Annotated in this window: 14 protein-coding genes; 10 read left to right on the forward strand and 4 right to left on the reverse strand. The window is 58.8% G+C overall.

Annotated features, from left to right (window positions below):
* Positions 1-51: 51 nt before the first annotated feature.
* The 9 genes from SH410x_RS08520 to SH410x_RS08560 all read left to right on the forward strand — a co-directional run bounded on the left by SH410x_RS08520 (position 52) and on the right by SH410x_RS08560 (position 9,383).
* Positions 52-516: an S-adenosylmethionine decarboxylase family protein gene (locus tag SH410x_RS08520; RefSeq protein WP_473676091.1), complete on the forward strand. Its 465-nt coding sequence runs from the start codon at positions 52-54 to the stop codon at positions 514-516.
* Entirely contained in the window at positions 513-2,135 is a 1,623-nt protein-coding gene (locus tag SH410x_RS08525; protein WP_473676092.1) for a DUF4178 domain-containing protein, read from the forward strand. Before SH410x_RS08520 ends, SH410x_RS08525 begins: the two co-directional genes overlap by 4 nt.
* A 1-nt stretch (position 2,136) precedes the next feature.
* The gene (locus tag SH410x_RS08530) at positions 2,137-2,307 is read left to right on the forward strand and encodes a hypothetical protein (protein WP_473676093.1); all 171 of its coding nucleotides are present in this window, start codon (positions 2,137-2,139) and stop codon (positions 2,305-2,307) included.
* Between the two features lie 83 nt (positions 2,308-2,390).
* Entirely contained in the window at positions 2,391-2,684 is a 294-nt protein-coding gene (locus SH410x_RS08535) for a DUF350 domain-containing protein (protein WP_473676094.1), read from the forward strand.
* Positions 2,685-2,689: 5 nt separating this feature from the next.
* Entirely contained in the window at positions 2,690-4,288 is a 1,599-nt protein-coding gene (locus tag SH410x_RS08540) for a polyamine aminopropyltransferase (protein WP_473676095.1), read from the forward strand.
* Positions 4,289-4,452: 164 nt separating this feature from the next.
* On the forward strand, positions 4,453-5,967 hold the full coding sequence (locus SH410x_RS08545; RefSeq protein ID WP_473676096.1) for an MFS transporter: 1,515 nt from the start codon (positions 4,453-4,455) through the stop codon (positions 5,965-5,967).
* Positions 5,964-7,097 carry an ABC transporter permease gene (locus SH410x_RS08550; RefSeq protein ID WP_473676097.1) on the forward strand — a complete coding sequence of 378 codons (1,134 nt, stop codon included), beginning with the start codon at positions 5,964-5,966 and terminating at the stop codon, positions 7,095-7,097. Before SH410x_RS08545 ends, SH410x_RS08550 begins: the two co-directional genes overlap by 4 nt.
* Before the next feature lie 176 nt (positions 7,098-7,273).
* Complete coding sequence (locus SH410x_RS08555; RefSeq protein ID WP_473676098.1) at positions 7,274-8,179, forward strand: hypothetical protein; 906 nt, start codon at positions 7,274-7,276, stop codon at positions 8,177-8,179.
* A 124-nt stretch (positions 8,180-8,303) separates the two neighbouring features.
* Positions 8,304-9,383 (forward strand): mechanosensitive ion channel family protein, encoded by a 1,080-nt coding sequence (locus tag SH410x_RS08560; protein ID WP_473676099.1) that lies wholly within the window; start codon positions 8,304-8,306, stop codon positions 9,381-9,383.
* Between the two features lie 60 nt (positions 9,384-9,443).
* Here SH410x_RS08560 and SH410x_RS08565 read toward each other — a convergent pair whose 3' ends face one another.
* Positions 9,444-10,700, reverse strand: coding sequence for an NAD(P)/FAD-dependent oxidoreductase (locus SH410x_RS08565; protein WP_473676100.1), 1,257 nt, complete (start codon positions 10,698-10,700; stop codon positions 9,444-9,446).
* A 354-nt stretch (positions 10,701-11,054) separates the two neighbouring features.
* Here SH410x_RS08565 and SH410x_RS08570 point away from each other — a divergent pair, with 354 nt between their 5' ends.
* Positions 11,055-12,566, forward strand: a complete 1,512-nt coding sequence (locus tag SH410x_RS08570; protein WP_473676101.1) for a serine/threonine protein kinase — start codon at positions 11,055-11,057, stop codon at positions 12,564-12,566.
* On the opposite strand, the gene SH410x_RS08575 is transcribed toward SH410x_RS08570, so the two are convergent.
* The 3 genes from SH410x_RS08575 to SH410x_RS08585 all read right to left on the reverse strand — a co-directional run bounded on the left by SH410x_RS08575 (position 12,544) and on the right by SH410x_RS08585 (position 18,902).
* On the reverse strand, positions 12,544-15,549 hold the full coding sequence (locus SH410x_RS08575; RefSeq protein ID WP_473676102.1) for a hsp70 family protein: 3,006 nt from the start codon (positions 15,547-15,549) through the stop codon (positions 12,544-12,546). The genes SH410x_RS08570 and SH410x_RS08575 overlap by 23 nt on opposite strands.
* Positions 15,550-15,702: 153 nt before the next feature.
* Positions 15,703-17,013, reverse strand: coding sequence for a DUF1501 domain-containing protein (locus SH410x_RS08580; RefSeq protein WP_473676103.1), 1,311 nt, complete (start codon positions 17,011-17,013; stop codon positions 15,703-15,705).
* Between the two features lie 32 nt (positions 17,014-17,045).
* The gene (locus tag SH410x_RS08585) at positions 17,046-18,902 is read right to left on the reverse strand and encodes a DUF1549 domain-containing protein (RefSeq protein WP_473676104.1); all 1,857 of its coding nucleotides are present in this window, start codon (positions 18,900-18,902) and stop codon (positions 17,046-17,048) included.
* Positions 18,903-19,040: the final 138 nt, after the last annotated feature.

Genomic DNA, 19,040 nt, shown 5'->3' on the forward strand with positions numbered 1-19,040 from the left:
GGGTACAACGGATAGGTCCGTCCGCGATTTTGAGCGCGCGAAACTTCTTCGGTGAATTCAACCTTGAGCATGAACCATCCCACGCCGAGCGCAGACGAGCGTCCCGTCATCGGCGTGGGGACTCAGTGGGTGATCGACGCGAGCGGCTGTGAACCTGAAAAGTTGCAGTCGTTAGAAGTCATCGCAACATTCTGCCAGCGAGTGATCGACTCGCTCGACTTGCACGTGATTGGCACCCCGGCGTCGCATCGATTTGCGGCGCCGCATGGAGTGACGATGCTGTTTCTACTCAGTGAATCGCACCTGGCGGTCCACACGTATCCTGAGCATGGTTTAGCCACGTTCAATTTCGTGTGTTGTCGCGAGCATGCCGAGTGGCCATGGAAATCCGAACTGCGGACCGCGTTGGGCGCGGCCGAGGTGTTTATCCGCGTGCTCCGCCGCGGGGCCTGGTCGCCGCCCGACCAGCCACAAGGCTCCCGAATCGGGGCAGAGAACGCCGAGGTGGTGAGATGATCGGCGCCAGAACGCTCAAGAAAAAAGGGACGAACTGCCCCAATTGTGGCGGGCCGGTCGAGTTTCGCTCCGGCGGCACCATGGTTGCCGTTTGCGAGTTCTGTCACAGTGCGATCGCGCGCGGTGATCGTGATGTCGAACTGATCGGCAAGGTCTCCGATCTCGTCGAAACGGACAGCGTTGTCCGTCTCGGATCGACGGGCAAGTACCGTGGCAAACCGTTCGAGTGCATCGGGCGAGTCCAGTACCAACACGCCGCCGGTGGTTACTGGGACGAGTGGTATCTGCGACTACCCGGCGACCGAATCGCATGGCTGGCAGACGCGCAGGGGCAATTGCAACTGACGTTTCCCCGTCGGATTGATCGACGAATCCACATCCCCGATTTTGAATCGATCAGCCTTGGCGATGCCATCGGTCTGGGCGATACCGATCTGGTCGTCATGGAGAAGGGGACGGCGAAGGCGTTGACGGCCCAGGGCGAGATCCCTTGGGAGTTCCGTCCCGGCGACGACCACGTGTATGTCGATCTGCGGGGGCAGGAAAACTGGTTTGCCACCATTGAGTATGACGACGCGAAGGATCCAGCGGGCAAGCGAAGTTTGGCCGTCGGCAAGACGGTCTCGCTAGCGGATCTGCATCTCGATGCGCCCGCCGTCGAACCGCTCGGGGCGGAATCCGTGCAGCGAGTCAAGTCGCTGCAATTGAACTGCCCGCAGTGTGGCGGCCCGCTCGACCTGCGGACTCCAGATGAAACGATGCGAGTTGGCTGTCCGAACTGTGGGGCGCTCCTGGACGTCAACGAGGGCAAACTGCGGATTCTGAAAACGCTCGATGATCGGCTCGTCAAGCCATCGATCCCGCTGGGCAGTGTCGGCCGTTTCCGATGCCCCGAGAAAGTGAGCGATCACGAGTTCACGCTGATCGGGTGCATGGATCGTTATGCGATGTATCAGGGAACCGCGTATCCGTGGCGTGAGTACTTGCTTCATAACCCCGAAATCGGGTTTCGCTGGCTCGTTGAGAATGATCGTCACTGGTCGTACGTGGAACCGGTGACGGACGGCAATTTCAATCGCAACAACGATTCACTTCGCTACGAGGAACGCACGTACCGCATCTTCGATCGGGGACGCGCGTATGTTCGTTCGTGCATGGGCGAGTTCTATTGGAAAGTGAACCAGGGCGATGTGGTCGCGACGAGTGACTACATCAGCCCGCCGTACATGCTTTCGTTGGAAGCGTCCAAATCGGGCAGCACCGAAGAACTCAATATTTCGCACGGCGTGTATTTGACGGTGGACGAGGTCAAAGCTGCCTTTGGCCTGGAAAACTTGATCCGGCCATGGGGCGTTGGTCCCATCCAACCCTCGCCCCCGATCCACATGGGCGTGTGGTTGTCGTGGGTTGCCTTCATGGTCTTCATTACCTTGACGCACGTGCTCGGCGGCGCATTGTTTTCGAAACCGGGGCAGGCTAGCCCTGATCCATGGATGTGGTTTTACGCCATGATTTTTGTGTCGGCCTTGCCGGTGGGGATCATGGCGTACAAATATCACTTCGAAACCAAACGCTGGAAAGACAGCGACTACAGCCCCTATCCCACCGTGGAGTCGTGAAATGAAACTGCTTCAGTTCTACCTGGTCATTGGGATCGCGGTCTGTTTGTGGTTCGGAGTCGCGACGGCGTACGGATGGCGTGCACCCAACACTGGATTTCTCAGCGGCGGCTCGGGCGGTGGCGTCTACGGAGGTCGTGGCTTCGGTGGCTCCTGGGGCGGCGGCAAATGAACGTGGCAGATTAAAGAACCGTCACGAACCCCAAGCCGATGCCACTTTCGATCATCAACACCCTTTTCATTAAATAGAATGACATGACATTTTTCGCACAAGCCGCTCCGGAGGCCTCAGAGGGCGTCCAGCACGTCGTCGTTTCGCCTGCTAACGACATCGGTCTGAATCTGTTGCTCGAACATCTTATCGCTGCCAGTGTGTTTTCGCTGATGGGCGTCATCGTGTTCATCGGATGTTTGATTCTCACCGAAAAGCTAACGCCATTTTCGATCATTCATGAGATTGGTGAAGAGCACAACCTAGCGGTCTCGATTGTCGTCGCGGCCATTGTGCTGGGCATGTCGATGATCATCTCCGCCGCCATCCAGGGTTAAACAACTTGATCGATCGCGCCCCGCTCGGCTTGCTCTATGTCAACGTACTGATCATTGCCACGTGCGGTCTGGTTTACGAACTCGTAGCCGGAACGCTGGCGAGCTACCTGCTGGGCGATTCGGTAACACAGTTCTCACTGATCATTGGTGTCTATCTTTCGGCACTCGGGGTGGGGGCGTGGCTATCGCAGTACCTCGAAGAACGGTTGGCACGAACCTTTATTGAGATTGAACTGGCCCTTGCTCTGATCGGCGGTTTTTCGACACCGTTGCTGTACTTGGCATTTCCCTTGGTCGATGGGTTTCGCGCATTGCTTTTCGGCAGTGTGATGTTGATCGGGATCCTGGTCGGACTTGAGTTGCCGCTGCTGATGCGGATTTTGAAGGAGCATCTTGATTTCAGTGAACTCATTTCGCGTGTGCTCGCCTTTGACTATCTCGGTGCGTTGTTTGCGTCGGTGTTGTTCCCCGTTTTCCTCGTTCCACGCTTAGGGCTGACGCGCACGGCGATCTTGTTTGGTTTGCTCAATGCCGCCGTCGGTTTATGGGGCACTTATCTACTGCGTCCCCTACTGCCCTCTCGTGGGCTGGACGGACTACGCGGCCGCGCGGTATTGGTGATTGGTCTGTTGATCATTGGATTCGTCAAAGCGGATTCGCTGACGACCCTCGCCGAGGAAAACACGCTGGGCGGCCGGATTGTCTATGCGGATACGTCGCCGTACCAACGCATCGCGGTGACCCAAGATGCACGTGGATTCCAGCTGTATCTCAACGGGCACCTGCAGTTCAATAGTGTCGATGAGTACCGTTACCACGAGGCTCTCGTGCATCCATTGATGAGCGTCTGCGGTGACGCTCGGCGGATCTTGGTGCTCGGTGGGGGCGATGGACTGGCAGTACGCGAACTGCTGCGTTATCCGCACATTGAGTCCATCACACTGGTGGATCTCGATCCGGCAATGACGCAGTTGGCAACACAATTTGAGCCTTTGGCAACGCTGAATGAGCACTCGTTATCGAATCCCAAGGTAACCGTGATCAATCAAGATGCGTTCATGTGGGCGAAGGGGCTCCCCGCGACGAGTGAAATCGGTGAGGGAGACGACGATCCCCGATTCGACGCCGTCGTGATCGACTTCCCGGACCCGAGTAACTATTCGGTCGGCAAACTCTACACCACCTTTTTTTATCGCGAACTCAGGCGACATTTGACGCCCGACGCTGGCGTGGCGATCCAGTGTACGTCACCGTTGGTGGCGCCGAAATCATATGGATGCATCCTGCATACGCTACGGCAGTCGGGATTCGATGTCGCACCGTACCATGCCAGCGTACCAACATTCGGCGTGTGGGGGTTTGCACTGGCGCGACCGGTGATGGCGAGCTCCGACGGTGCCGAGCAGATCTCCGAGGAGCGCGAATGGGCGTTGCCCCCCACCTTGAACGCGAATCTCACGGGGCTGCGATTTCTCAATGATGCGGCGCTGCGAGGACTTTTTGATTTGCCCGTCGATCAGCAGCTCGTAGAGGTTGCCACGAACACGCTCAACGATCAAATTCTCGTCCGCCTCTACGACCAGGAATGGGGCGATCGGGGTTGAGTCGCGGTGTCTCGTCGAGACGCGGTGACTCAGCCTGCTATTTCACGACCCCAAGAGCGGCTATACTTCCGCAAACCCATGTTTAGGCACTCTTTCGCTGCCACAGGCTTGCGACCCACATTCTCCCGCCTACCCCTGCTCACCTTCCCGACCTGCTGGACGTTATGGAAAATCGAAAAAAACTACTTTTGGCCGGAATTCTTTGCCTCATTGCCGCCGGTATCGGCTTCGGCGTTCGGGGTGGACTCCTCGAAGTTTGGTCGGGCCAGTACGGTTTTACGATGACTGAGCTGGGCCAAATCACCGGTGGTGGCTTGGTCGGATTTGGATGTGTGATTCTGTTTGCAGGTTTTTTGATCGACACGATCGGCTACAAACGATTGATGCAGATCGCATTGATGTGTCACCTCATTTCCGCGGTGATGTTGTTCTTCGCCACACCGGTGTTCAACGCCAGCGGCAAGGAAGCGGTGTACGCGTTGTTGTACTGGTCGATGTTCATTTTTGCGATTGGCAACGGGATCTGCGAGGGCGTCATCAATCCGCTCACGGCGACTCTGTTTCCCGAGCAGAAGACGCACTACCTCAATATCCTGCACTCGGGTTGGCCAGCCGGCTTGGTGATCGGCGGGCTGATCGTATTCGCCAAGCCCTATGTGGCCTGGGAAATCCTGATGGCAGCGTTCTTGGTCCCTGTGGTGATCTACGGTTTGATCATCACCTTTGAACCGTTTCCGAAAACCGCGGCCGAGCAGGGTGCAGTGTCTTATGGGAGCATGATCAAACGTTTGATCACGCCCTTCTTCCTGATCTTGTTGTTTACACATGCCTGCGTTGGTTACGTGGAGCTCGGTACCGACAGCTGGATTAACAAGATCACCGCCAGTATTCTCAGCAGTGCCAAGCTCGGTACGGCGTTGTTTATCTACACCTCGCTGTTGATGACAGTGCTGCGATTTTTTGCGGGACCGATCGTTCACCGCATTTCGTCGCTGGGACTGCTGCTGTGCAGTTCCCTGATCGGTGCAACGGGTCTCTATTTGATCAGTATCGGTACGAACGTTTACTTCATGTTCTTCGCCGCGACGGTATACGCAGTGGGCAAAACCTTTCTGTGGCCAACGATGCTGGGTGTGCTCGGTGAGCGTTATCCACAGAGTGCCACGATTGGGATGGCACTGATGGGCGGTATCGGCATGCTTTCGGCCGGTGCCCTCGGTGGTCCTGGGATTGGGTACAAGCAGGATTATTATGCGTCGCAACAATTGCAGGAAGTTGCACCGGAGTCCTACGCTCGTGTGAAGGCGCCCAACGAAAACCAGTTCCTGTTCTTCCCCTCGATTACCGGCATTGACGGGTCTGCCTCGGCGATGCTGTCGGATCAGGGCGAGACGATTGAGAACGAGCGCGAAATTGCGGGTGAGGCCTGGACGACAGACAAGTTCGAGGAACCACGCAAGCAGTATGAATGGTGGCAAACGAATAAGTCCTTCGCCGAGGTGGATGCCGGACCCGTTGCTGCGGCGAACCTCTACGGCAGTCGGATGGCGCTTCGTGTGACCACCCTGGTGCCGTTGACGATGGCTGGGTGCTACCTGATTCTGATCGTGTTCTTCAAGAAGCCCGAACATGTTGAGGAAGAAGTTGTCGAAGAAAACGAAGCCATTGGTGCAGTGTGACGTTCTTCGGTTTCGTCTTCAAAGGATTACTGCGACGTCCCTTTCGCGCATTTCTGACGCTGATGGCGTTGGCCACGGCGATCGGTTCGGTGATGGCGTTCGTCGGCGTCGCGGATGGGTTTACTGAATCCTTCCGTAACGTTTATGCGTCCCATCACGTGGATCTGGTGGTCTCACGGCAGGGATCGGCCGATCGGCTGAGCAGTTCCTTGTCGGACGACTTCCCTGATCGCATCGCCCGCGTGCAGGGCGTCGACCAGGCCGCCGGCGTGCTGTTGGAAACGCTCTCGATCGAAGATCAGCAGATTTACGGCATCCCCGCGATGGGGATTCGCACCGATAGTTGGCTGTTCAATGACTATGGTTTGACGGCGCCAGCAAGAACAGCCGACGGCGGCGATACTGACACGCTCTATCTCGGCGAAAATCTCGCCCAGCGGATGAACGCCGAGGTGGGTAGCGAAGTGATGTTGTTTGACGAACCCTTTCGCGTAGGCGGCACGTTTCAGAGTGGCAGCATCTGGGAAAACGGCTCGCTAATCCTGCCGCTGACAGCGCTGCAGCGTCTGACGGGGCGCGAGGGGCAACTGACGTACATTAACGTCATGCTCGACGCGAGCGTGGACCGTGGCGACACGAAGCCTGTGATTGCGGGCATCGAGGCGATCGACCCCAAATTGTTGGCGCTGGCTACGGATGAATTTGTCGAGACCGATCAGCGGATGCGGTTGGCTGGATCGATGGCGTGGATGACGTCAGCGATTGCCTTGCTCGTCGGCGCGATCGGCACACTCAACACCATGATGACGAGTGTGCTCGAACGGACCGGCGAGATCGGTATCCTGCGGGCGATCGGTTGGCCAACGCGCCGCGTGGCACTGATGATATTTCTGGAGTCTGTGATTTTAGCGTTGGTCGCGACGGTCCTGGGCGGCATCGGGGCGGCGGCGCTGTTATCGCTCCTGGCGGCTTCGGAGGCCGCCGGTGGGTTGCTGCAGCCCTCGATTGCATGGTCGGTGTGGATACGTGGTGCGATGATCGGACTGGGGATTGGCGTCGTCGGGGCATTGTTGCCAGCCTACCGGGCGACCCGACTGCATCCCACCGAGGCGCTGCGACATCAAGGTTGAGCCGCGCGGCATCGGCTAACCTACCGCGGCCGGCTGCGTAGGAATGATTGGGGATTCCATTGAACGTGCGGTCGTTGATCGAGTGGGGCTACGACAAAGTTTCGTATCCCCACACTGAGCTTTATTGTTAAACTGGACTCGTCACCGATCCAACTCAGAACCGCAAAAGCCCCGTCATGTCGACATCCCCTGATCCTGCTCCACGGCAATCCGGAAATCATCATCCGCCACACGACGTGGTGGACATGCGCCCGTCCCGATTCGATTTGACGTCCGGTTTTTTCCTGACGCTCATCCTATTTTTAGGCGTGATTGTCTCGATGATGTTTTTGCTGTGGACGCTCAATCGTTGGGCATCGCAGACAGAGATCCGTCATTCGCCGCCGGTGCGGACGACCTTTGTCGATGCTGGGGGGCGGGGCAGTGACAGCGATTTTGACGTTCCGACGGGGAGGGAGGTGCAGGAATTGACGGATCCTTTGATTCAGGAATCATTGATTTCGGTCGCCAATGCCGCTGGCCAGACCGCCGAGGCACTGCAACAGCTCAAGGATCTACCGCGGCGAGAATCGGGTGCCGGCGATTTCGGCCCCCTCGTCTCCGGAGGCATTCCAGATGGGGAGGAAGATCTGATTCCGCGGTCGGAGCGATGGCAGTTAAATTTTGCGGCAGACGATCGAGCGGGCTATGCGTTCCAGCTCGATCATTTTGGAATTGAGTTGGGCGTGGTTGGCGGTGGGATTCAAGGTATCGACATCGTCGATCAGCTGTCCACGCATCCGCGCAGCGACCGGCGTCTCGATTCGAAAGCGGAGAAACGGCTGTATTTCATGTGGACCACCGCGAGTCGGTTGCGTGATTTCGAGCATGAGATGCTCAATCAAGTCGGGATTGAACTGGATGATCGAATTGTGATCCGATTCATCCCCCCTGAACTTGAAAACACATTGGCGTACGCCGAATTGGAATTTGCGAGGGCCGCAGGGCATGAATCGGTGACGGAGATTGCCAAAACCGTGTTTCAGAGCGTGCCGGTCGAGGGCGGAGTTGAGTTTCAGGTGATCGATCAGCGTTATCGCTGAGGGGCGAATCATCCGGGTCGGCTCGTCTTGATTCCAACACCGGGCACTTGGTAAACGGAGGAAGTTTCACAGCACACCCGCATCATGCTGTGACGGACGTTCTCCCTGCTTGCATTGCCCCCGCATGAATCCAACTCAGTCTTTCGCTTCAGACACCGCCTCCACGGTCATGGAATCCGGCTCCACCCTCGCCGCCAGCGAACTTAACAGCACGGCCGGAGAGGCTCCGTCGAAGACGGGAATCGCCGAAGCCACCTCCGAATTGATCTCGCACATGGCGGGCGGCGATTTCACGGGGGTGGGACAGTACGCAACCACGCACTTAGCGCCATCGCTGTTGTCGGCGGCTATCGGATTGTTCGTCATCTTCATCGGCTACATGGTTGCAAAATACCTGATGCGGGTGGTCAGCCAGCCGGTATGTCGCCGGGTCGATGAGACGTTGGGCAAGTTTGTTGGCAAGATGGTCTTCTACCTCATCATGCTGGGCGTGGTCGGTGCGGTACTGAGCGTTCTCGGTGCGCCCTTGGGCGGACTCGCCGCCATGCTCGCGGCCGCTGGTTTTGCGATCGGCTTGGCATTCCAAGGGACGCTGAGCAACTTCGCATCCGGCGTGCTGATGCTGGTCTTTCGGCCCTTCAAAGTCGGTGATTTTGTCACGGCGGCATCGGTTTCGGGCAAGGTGAACGAAATCGACTTGTTCACGACCACGTTGGATACGCCGGACAATCGCCGTATTATCGTTCCCAACAGCTCCATTGCTGGCGGCACGATTGAGAACATGACGCATCACAAGCATCGCCGTGTCGAGGTTTTGGTCGGCGTTGATTACGGCGCTGACCTACAGATCACGCGGGCGGCGCTGCAGCGTGCGATCGATAATCTGGCCGAGCACACGATTCAGGGCGAGGGTCGCGGCGGTTCCGTGGTACTGGCGGGGCTCGGTGATAGCGCCGTGCAGTGGAAGGTGCGGCTGTGGGTGGCCGCCAAGGAATACTGGCCCCTGAACGAATCGCTGATCGCGGAAGTCAAAACGCAGCTCGATGCGGCAGGCGTCTCCATTCCATTCCCTCAGATGGACGTGCACGTCAAGTCCGGCAATGAGTCTTCCCTGACCGGGTCGGGGGACCCTCTGAGTATTGGCGCATCCGCAGCGACGAGAATTCGTCCAACACGCCGGGCGGCCGATCGCATGGCTGGCTAACGATTCGCGACCCCGCCCGACTTAGCACCCGCACGCTCTACGAACGCGATAGATGACTCGCTAACGACTCGGGGAGCTGTGCGATAAAGAGACGGAGAATGGCGAGAGGTCCATGAAGCTCGGTTGATGTTCGATCATGTCGGCCATGGCCACGGCCGTGGCTGGCGAAAAGTGGATCCCGCTGCGATAGTGTCCCGCTGCGACGTAGACATTCCTGCGACGGGGGACGTGCCCGAGCATCGGAAATCCGTCAAAGGTCATCGGCCGCAGGCCGGCCCAACGCTGCACCTCGGGTGCGTCGGCGAGTTCGGGGCAAACATGCGCGGCGAACTGCCGCAGTTGCTCGATCATCGGCGCGGTTGTGTGCTGGGCGAAACCGGTCTCCTCTTCGCAGGAGCCAACGAGCACATGCCCATCACCGCGACTCACCAGGTATTGGTTTCCGATATTGACGACATTCGGTTCTCGGAATCCTTCGCTATGCAGCAGGAGGACCTGTCCGCGCACGGGGATCAGGGAATGATGCAAGCCGATCGTGGGATCAATATGGCCGGTCGCTGCACCGCCGCATAAGACCACTCGCTCGGCGGTGGCAATTTGCGTTTTCGTGTGGGCTGCGTCTGCGTAGATTGCCACCGATGAGGGGGCGTCCTCAATGGCACCCGCAGAGGTGTTTTCGATCAACTGCACGCCAGCCTCGACACACGCCTTGCGAAGCGCCTGGAGCAATCGCGGTGGCCGAACCTGATACTCATCGGGAACCCACCAGGCGGCACTGTCAGGATGCTTTCGCAGCCAGGGGTTATTCTCGATCCAGGACGAGAGGTGTGGCAGACGATTGCTCAGCTGACCGCGTGAAAGTGCTTGGCACTCGATGTTCAGTTCCTCCCAATAGGCGGTCATGCCGATCATCGCGGCAGCTTCCCCCGCAGTTTCGGCGAGATAGAAGCCTCCGCAGGCGATAAAGCCGACGTCGATGCCTGAAATCTTCTTCAGTCGGGCCGCCCAATCCGGCCAGATTTGATGACTGAAACCACGAAATCGGTCCAGCGGATCGGTGGCCATGTCAAAATTCGCGGGCGGTAAAATCCCCGCCGCCGTCCAGGAGGTGCAGGGGACCGTGGCCGAGGCGTCACATGGTAGTGGAGATTCCGTCGGCAAGGCGCGCCGCTCGATGACCGCCACGGCGTGTCCCCGCTGCGCCAGTTCCCAGGCGAGCGACAGTCCGATCACGCCGCCACCGACGACCGCCGTGTCGACAGTGACGCCGGTAAACCGGGTTTGGGATGCATGAGGTGCGGGGTCAGAGATGGCCATGGCGTCATTCAAAAACGTAAATTGCCCGGTAACTGGGCTGGGAAAAGCACGGAAACAAAACAGGGGTCATTCGTTCAATCGCCTACCCGTCGCCCTGCATTGTGCCCTCCCAGGGAGCTTCGCTAGCGAGGTAGGACCACCGAACGATTTCGGTGTAGCGAGGGAAACGCGGGGATTTGGTGGTAAAATTGGGGGCAATGCACCCCGGTTTGACTAGAAACATGCTACCAAAACCGTTAGAAATTGCACTCAGCCCGTTCTGGTTTAGCTAAACTGCTCATAGTGCAGCCATACTTTTTCATCACGACGGCTGCTAAACCAACTCTTTGGGTGGGATCACGGTCGGCCTCTTCCATGTCTTCGATTACTTCCGAACGCTTTGTATCCATGGTTGCCAAGAGCAATCTGGTCGACGAAATCGTCCTTGAGCGTTTCGTGTCGCAAGTCCGTGAGAAGTGCAAAGGGGACCTCCCTCCCAGTTCACGAAAACTCGCCGCGGCGTTCAAACGGGCCGGGTTGCTGACCGATTGGCACATCGAGAAACTTTTCCTGGGAAAGTATCGCGGTTTCTTTCTGGGCAAATACAAACTGCTCGGGCATATCGGCAGCGGCGGGATGAGCAGCGTCTATCTCGCCGAACATATCGGGTTGCACGACAAGCGAGCGATCAAGGTACTGCCGAAAAAGCGTGTTCACGACGCTTCTTATCTGGCCCGATTTCAGCGTGAAGCGCAAGCCATCGCGTCCCTGAATCATCCGAACATTGTCGTCGCCCACGATATTGATAACGATGGCGACACCCACTTCATCGTGATGGAGTATGTCGACGGCCTCGATTTGCAGATGCTCGTTCGACGCGATGGCCCGCTCGATTTCTCGACGGCCGCCGACATGATCGCCCAGGCCGCACGGGGGCTCGAGCATGCACACACACGGGGCGTGATTCACCGTGACGTCAAACCGGCGAACCTGTTGATCGATCAGCAGGGCCGAGTTCGCTTGCTCGACATGGGACTGGCGCTGATCGAAACGGACGATGATCATTCCCTCACGGTGGCGAATAACGAAAACGTTCTGGGGACGGCCGACTACCTCGCACCCGAACAGGCGCTTAATAGTCACAAGGTTGATCACCGTGTGGACATCTATGGTTTGGGATGCACGCTGTACTTCTTGCTCACCGCCCGGCCTCCCTTCTCCGACGGCACGTTGGCGCAGCGAATCATCAAGCATCAAAACGAAATGCCCCGCCCCATCCGCGAACTTCGCCCGAGCTGTCCGGGGGAGCTCGAGGGGATGTGCGTGAAGATGCTGCAAAAAGACCCGCAGTATCGCTACCAAACGGCGAAGGAAGTGGCCGAGGTATTTGAGCGTTTCACCCAGCACGTTCCACGCGGTGAACCGGTGCGGGTCGGATTGGGCAAGGATCCCGAACCGGTTAGCACGCTCTCCTCACTGAGTTTCAGCGGCAGCAGTTCCAGTGGGTTAACCGATCAAAAGACACAACACGACACGGTGACCAACAAGAACGCAGAGACGCTCGCGAGCAGTCGGTCGAAGCTGATCCGCGAGCAAGACAAACTCGCCAGCGGCAGTGGCCGGTTGGTTAAGGTGCGTTCGATGGGATCGCCCGCGGAGTCATTGAGCGGTAGTTTGATCGACCTCGAAGCGGAATCAGGATTCCGCGACCCCCGGCGGCAACCGCCCAAAGCGGATCAGTCGATCATCGATAGCGACACCCGCCTCCGTCGACCCGCACCGCAGCAGCGCAACGCCATCGACCCGGTACTGCTCGGCACCATCGTTGCATCCCTCTTTGTCGCAGCACTCGTGCTGGGGTACTTTATCGCGAGAGTGACGTCGTAAACCCGGTCAACTCGATTCCGAGCGGCAGTGACTCGCCAAAGATCGCGGCTTGTTCCTCATGATCGAACTGGCCGCCTTCATCCACCAACTTTAAAAGGTGGGCGGGGGCATCGATCAAGCGAAGTTCCCGGAGGACACGCTCGCGCGTGTCATCGTCAACATCTCGAAACCGATCGTGGCAGCGACGGGTGATCTGGGTCAGTGCGAGACCGGCAGAAAGGTCAAACTGTTCCGCAATGCCTCCTTCATTTGAATTCTTCGCTGCGGTGACCTGAGGTCTTGGCGACTCCAGAATTCGGCTTGCCGCATCTGCCGCATCCCGAGCATCGATGACAAGGTTGAGCGGTCCATAGACCGGGGTGCGCGTCGCCATCCGGCCGATGGACCACAACAACACGGGGTGCAAGGAACGTGCTTTCTTTCGTGCCAGTAGCCCAACGGCCGCACGCACCCAATCCTTTTTCTCCTGGATGGGAAGACGTTCGAGGGAACCTACCAGCCGCCAGGCTTCCCGCGTTTCGGCGGCTTCGGCTCGTGAGCCGCCCCCCGAAACGAGGTTCTTCTTTAAAACGCTCGCCAGCTGAATCTGTTGCCCCGCGGTCAGTCCGCCAGCGATCCGTCGCCATAGAATCAGCGTCTCAGCATGAGTCTGGGCATCGTCGTGAGCAATCTTGCCAAACAGCGCTCTCCATGTTTGTGCCGTTCGCCAATCATCCACGGCGACGCCGTAGCCCGGGCGTAACGAATAACCCAGGAGGTTTAGCCACCGCGACTCATGGGCGGGCGAACGCCGCCGCTCGGGTTCGACCGCCATGAGCGACTCCCACAGCCCACGTAATAGCACCGGTGGCCAGTCATCACGGCGGAGTTCCATTGTCGACTGCAAGCGTTTGATCAGCTTCGATGGTTTCTCCACGCCGCTAACAAAAACGGATGCGATCTCATCCCGACAGCCCTGCAGCGTTTCTTCATCCAGGATCCCGGATGCTTCGCCACCGCCCTGGTGTGCCTCGCGGTCAGTCTCCAGGGTGGCGCGGATATCAAATTCGAGCTTCCAGCGTTTCGCTCGGCTGATCACTCGATCACCATCGTGCGGGCCCCCAGAAGCTTGGCCCCCAGAAGCTTGTCCCCCGGAGGCTTGGCCGCCGGTGTCCTCGACACAGTACACACCGATCGTGCCGATCTCCGACAGTTGCGTTTCGATCACGATTCGCATCGTCGACTGGTCGCGTCGTTTGCGATGTTGCAACGCTGTGTGGATCGGCGGCAGCGCCGTCATCTCCTTTTCGTCGATCGCCACCACGTCACCCACGCGATCGGCCAAACGTGTACTACTGGCCCAGATTGGAAAGCTCACCGGCACGCCCACCCGAAGTTCCATGGGCAATGCATCGATACGGTAGCTCTGGCCGGGCTGCGCATCCGCGGGAATCACACAGACCGCCTGGGGGGGTGCCTGAGAGATTTGTAGGAAATAGGTTCTCGCCAAATTCGCTGCGATTCGGACACCTTCGCCACGGCGCACGCGAGCGTAATAGGCCGCCCCCTGGGCAACCGCCAAATCGAGTCTTGGCGACTGCAATGCCTCCGCCTGCCAGGCGTCATCGTCGCCGGCGAACCACGTTTGCAGACACTCCAACACGCGTGACTGAATTGCCGACGAGCGCAGGACGCCGCCATTAAACAGGACCAGGTCGACGCGATCCGAGTCGACCGCCGCGTCATCGAGTCCGGTCGCGCGGTGCATTCGCAAGAACTCAGCGAGGTGTTTCGTGATCGCAGGATCAGCGGCGTACGGCAAACCCAGTTCTTGGAATCCACTCTGTCCCCGCACCACGGTGGATTCAAGCGGTACCTTTGGAAAAAAACCCTCCAGGATCACGCGGTCAATATCGCTCGCCGAAATCGGCTGGGAGAGCGATCCTCCGATCAGTGAGGAACCTTCACCGGAAACGTGGACGGTGGTATCCGAAGGCCGATCCGGGGACAGCATCAACTCTTTGACCCGCCGTGCATCGGCGATCAGCCGCTGCCAACGGCGTGGGGGGAGTGGCGCGTCCAGTTTCGATTCGACGAACTTGGCAATCGCCAAATCAAGATTGTCGCCGCCGAGAATGAGATGCTTTCCCACTGCGACACGGTGGAACTGAACCGCACCGGGCGCCGCATCATGGAGTGCATCCACTTCTTTGTCCTGGCGTTCGGCCGCATCAGCCGGCCGAACGCGGATTAGCGTGAGGTCCGTAGTGCCGCCGCCAATGTCACATACGAGGATCAACTGCCCCACGCGGACCCGTTCCATCCAGTCCTCCCCATGCCGATCCAACCATGCGTAGAACGCCGCTTGGGGCTCTTCGATCAGTTGAATTCGCGGTAATCCAGCCTGGGCGGCCGCGGCGACCGTCAGTTCGCGGGCAACCTCATCAAATGAGGCTGGCAACGTGACGACGACATCTTGCTCGGCCATGGGGTCATCGGGGTGAGCATCGTCCCAAGCGGCCCGGAGATGCGCCAGATACGCCGCCGACGCTGACATCGGTGATTGCTTTTCGACATCCGCATCACCGTGCCACGGTAGCAGCGAAGCGGTCCGATCAACCCCTTCATGCGACAACCAACTCTTGGCCGACACAATCAGTCGACCCGGATGCGAATCGCCAGCGACCCGCGCATACTCGCCCACGCGAACGCTCAGCGGATCTACCAGATAGCCGGCCACGTGATGATTGGATTTCGCCGTCGTGGCGGCCGCCGTCTCCGCGGCTGTTAACGTGTAGTGAAACGACGGCAGCGTGCTGCGAGCTTCGACCGAATCCACGTCGACCCATTGGGGAACCAAAAACACTTCCACGGATCGCTGCTCACTCGCCGTGTCCACGTACGCCAAGACGCAGTTGGTGGTACCCAGGTCAATTCCAATGCAGTACCGGGCTGGGGCGGGATCGAGTGAGTCGGAGGCAGCGTGATGGGCCGGATCAGTCATGGCGCAGGTGAATTCGTGGCATCGGCGGAGAGTCGAGCGACGGCTCCACCCGCCGCGAGCAAGCACGCGACAACCACTTTCGACGCAGTTTGGGAGCAGTCATGCAGTATCGACTCGGCAGCGTATGCGAGTTTTCGCTCACGGGGTAGAACCCTATGCCACGTCGAGGCATTCGGTAAGCACGCGGCCTTCGGAGCGGGCAATCGGGCGACCGATTGGGGTGTCGTATTCATAGGCGGGATCCAACCCCAAAGCGGTATGAATCGTGGCGTGGATATCGGCGATCTCGACAGGGTCGCCCACATGACCGTCCGGGCCGGTGGCATCGACGGCCGCGGAAGTCGCCCCGTGTGCATACCCGCGTCGCATCCGACCCCCGGCCAGCAGTGTGCTGAAACCATGCGGCCAGTGGTCGCGTCCACCCGCTGGGTTGATCTGTGGCGTGCGGCCAAACTCGCCTCCGCAGACCACTAACGTCGATTCGAGCAAACCACGCTGTTGCAAGCGTGCCAGCAGCGCCGCCAAGGCGGGGTCGAGTTGCTCACAGGCAGATGACTGCAAGGCATGATTGTTCACGTGACTGTCCCATCCGCCCAGCGTCACCTCAACGCAGCGGACACCCACCTCGATCAACCGGGCCGCCGCCAAACACCCCCGGCCAAACGGATTGTTGCCAAATTCCGACTGCGTCGCGGAGGATTCGCTGGTGACCTCGAATGCCGACAACTGATCGCTCGACATCATCCTCCGGGCCGCTTCGGTACTCGCCGCCTGAAGCGTGCGATTGGATTGCATGTCGACCAGTCGGCGACGGGCGAATTGTTTTTCCAGCACGTCACTGAGATCATCTAGCCGGCGCCGGTATCGCTCGTCGTCGACGCGTGCCCGCACGTCGGGCACGGACGAGCGCGGATCGCCAGTTTTGAATGCGTCAAATTTTGCACCGAGGAATCCACCGCGCGCCGGCGAACCTCCTGGCAAGATCGAAATGTGTCTGGGAATATCCGCGCCCGCGTCGTCGGCGTCGCATAGCACCGCTCCGATCGACGGATGCATTAACGTGGGATCAGGTCGATAGCCCGTCTTAATATTGTAGACCGCCCGCTCATGATCGCCTTCCTTGCCGACAACACTCCGGATCAAAGTCGCCATGTGCATTTGTTCCGCCACGCGCGGCAGCGTATCGGCGATCGACAACCCCTTTAAGCTCGTCGCAATGGCACGCGTCTGACCACCCGCGACGGCGTCCGGGTGCGGGTCGAAGGTTTCTAATTGACTCGGGCCGCCTTCAAGCCAAAGCATGATCACGCTTAGCGGCGGTCGGCCAGGATCGGCCGATTGTTCCGACGCGGCCGCCAACCGCCGTGCCAATGCGGGCAGCATCAGCCCGCCACCGGCGCCGAGACATCGTCGCCGCGACAGGTGAATACGTGGATTACATAGCATCGGAAATGTATCGTTCATGGTCTCATCGCGTTGAAAGTCAATCGGCGGCGTTAGTGATTCCAAGCCATCTCGCTACTATTGAGTAGCACCCACACCATGTCGACAATTGCCTCTCGGCGATTGTCCGCCCCGGAGATCCGGGCAACAAAGTGTTCTCGTTCGAGTGCCGTTGGATATCGATTAAGGTTTGCCAAATACAACGACTCGACGACCGCCGCGTCGTCAGCGGCGAACATGCCAACATGCGCCGAGGTATTGAGCACCGGATTCCAGTTCGACATTTCGCTGGTGAGTTTCCCGTTGAGCAGCACCAGACGCTGTGGAATGGTCGCGGTCTCATTTTTAAACTCATCCTCCCCGAGATCGCCATAGCGAGTCAGGAAGTCGGTGCGTGAGCCGTATTGTTGCAGTTGTAGTGCGAGGGCTGATTCCCGATCCAACGTTTTGATCCGGCCCGCTTGGATGATCGCGCCAGCGACTTGTTCGGCGCGCAGACGTGTGATCGGAAACGATGCCATCGCCCGTTCGTGTCGGGTGGTGATCTCGAACGCCTCATCGCCGGGCGGTGATTGGCTGTCGACTCGAAACGCGGGGCTGTCGGTGATCAAGCGAATCAGATGGCGTATATCGTAGCCCGATTCGATGAACGCGTGTGAGAGTGTCAAGATGATCGGGCTGGGGGTCTCGTCGAGCGGCAAGTTATCGACCGACTCCGATGGTGGCCCCCCTAACAACAGCGTCCATGCTCGAACGACGAAAGCGCGACTGAACTGAATGTTCTCGGGGTGCGTGATCCACGTCGCCAGTCGCTTGCGGTCGCTGTACCCGTCCGAGGGCAAAAGGTCGCTGCGAAAGGGCACCTCAGGAGCAACGGATTGTTCTTCGGTCTCATAAAGATACTGATATTGATAGTCCGCTTTGGTATTTCGAATGCCTTGCAACCCATGCGATTTGGCGGCCGTGAAGAATGCGGCGAGCGAATGGAAGTCGCGCTGCGTGCCTTCACGGAATTCACCTTCGCCACTCATCCATTGTGGGTCACCCATCGAAACGTTGCCGAGGAAATCATCATGACATTGCATGCAGTCGATTCGCATCCCTAAAAACGCCCGGCACGTTCGCGCTGCCATCCGGATCGGGTCCGGTTGTCCGTCACCACTGTCAAACGTTACCGAGTAAAAATTGACTTCCGGACGATCGGTCCACAACCCTTCCGCCGTGATCAACCGTCGCACCAACACGTCGTAGGGCATCTGCGCCGCGATTTGGTCGGACAACCAGGTGCGGAAACGCCGGCGACGGTAGACGAGAAAAGGTCCTTCATCGGCACCCACGTAAAACCGTGTAAACCGCTCGGCCCAATAGTCATGAAATCTCGCATCGGTCAATAACGATTCGCGATACCGTTCCACCCGCTGACTCTCCGGAAAACATTCGAGCGCTCGGATTTCCTCCAGCGACATTCCCGATCCGACCAACGCCAAGGACAACCGGCGGCAGATCGTCAGCCAATCAGCGGGCGGTGCAGCGGTCAGCCCCGCCGACGCAATCTGTTCCTCCCACTGCGCGAATACCTGTGCCTGAATGCCGGCTCGATCACGGCCGCTCGCCAATCCCCACTTCGCGTCTCGGGAGGCCAGATCTTGGGAGGCCAGATCTTGGGAGGCCCGACGAGCTGGATCGATCTTTGCTGTCGCCGACGCCAAGCCCGTCTGCGTGATCTCGCCGATGGCCGTGTCCGCTGTCAGACTTTGGGGGACGCCGGGGCTCATCCCTGATGTCAAGAAAGCGAATGTGCTGAGCATCAAAAATGCGGTCAACGCAAGTTTGCCAGCGGTCAATAGGCGCCGTTTCACCCCAGCGAGCAGCGGGGCCGGCGGCGGGTCGGTGATAGCGGGGATGTCCATCACTATGGTCCTAACCAATTCGCGATCCAAAATCGTGTGCAATTCCAACCCGCCTAGTATACGCCTTTGAGCGACCCGAACGAGCGGAATTCTTTGGTGAGCTCGTTGACGACGGATGCGTCGCGTTTGCCAGCGGGT

The sequence above is a fragment of the Rhodopirellula sp. SH410 genome, assembly GCF_055811895.1.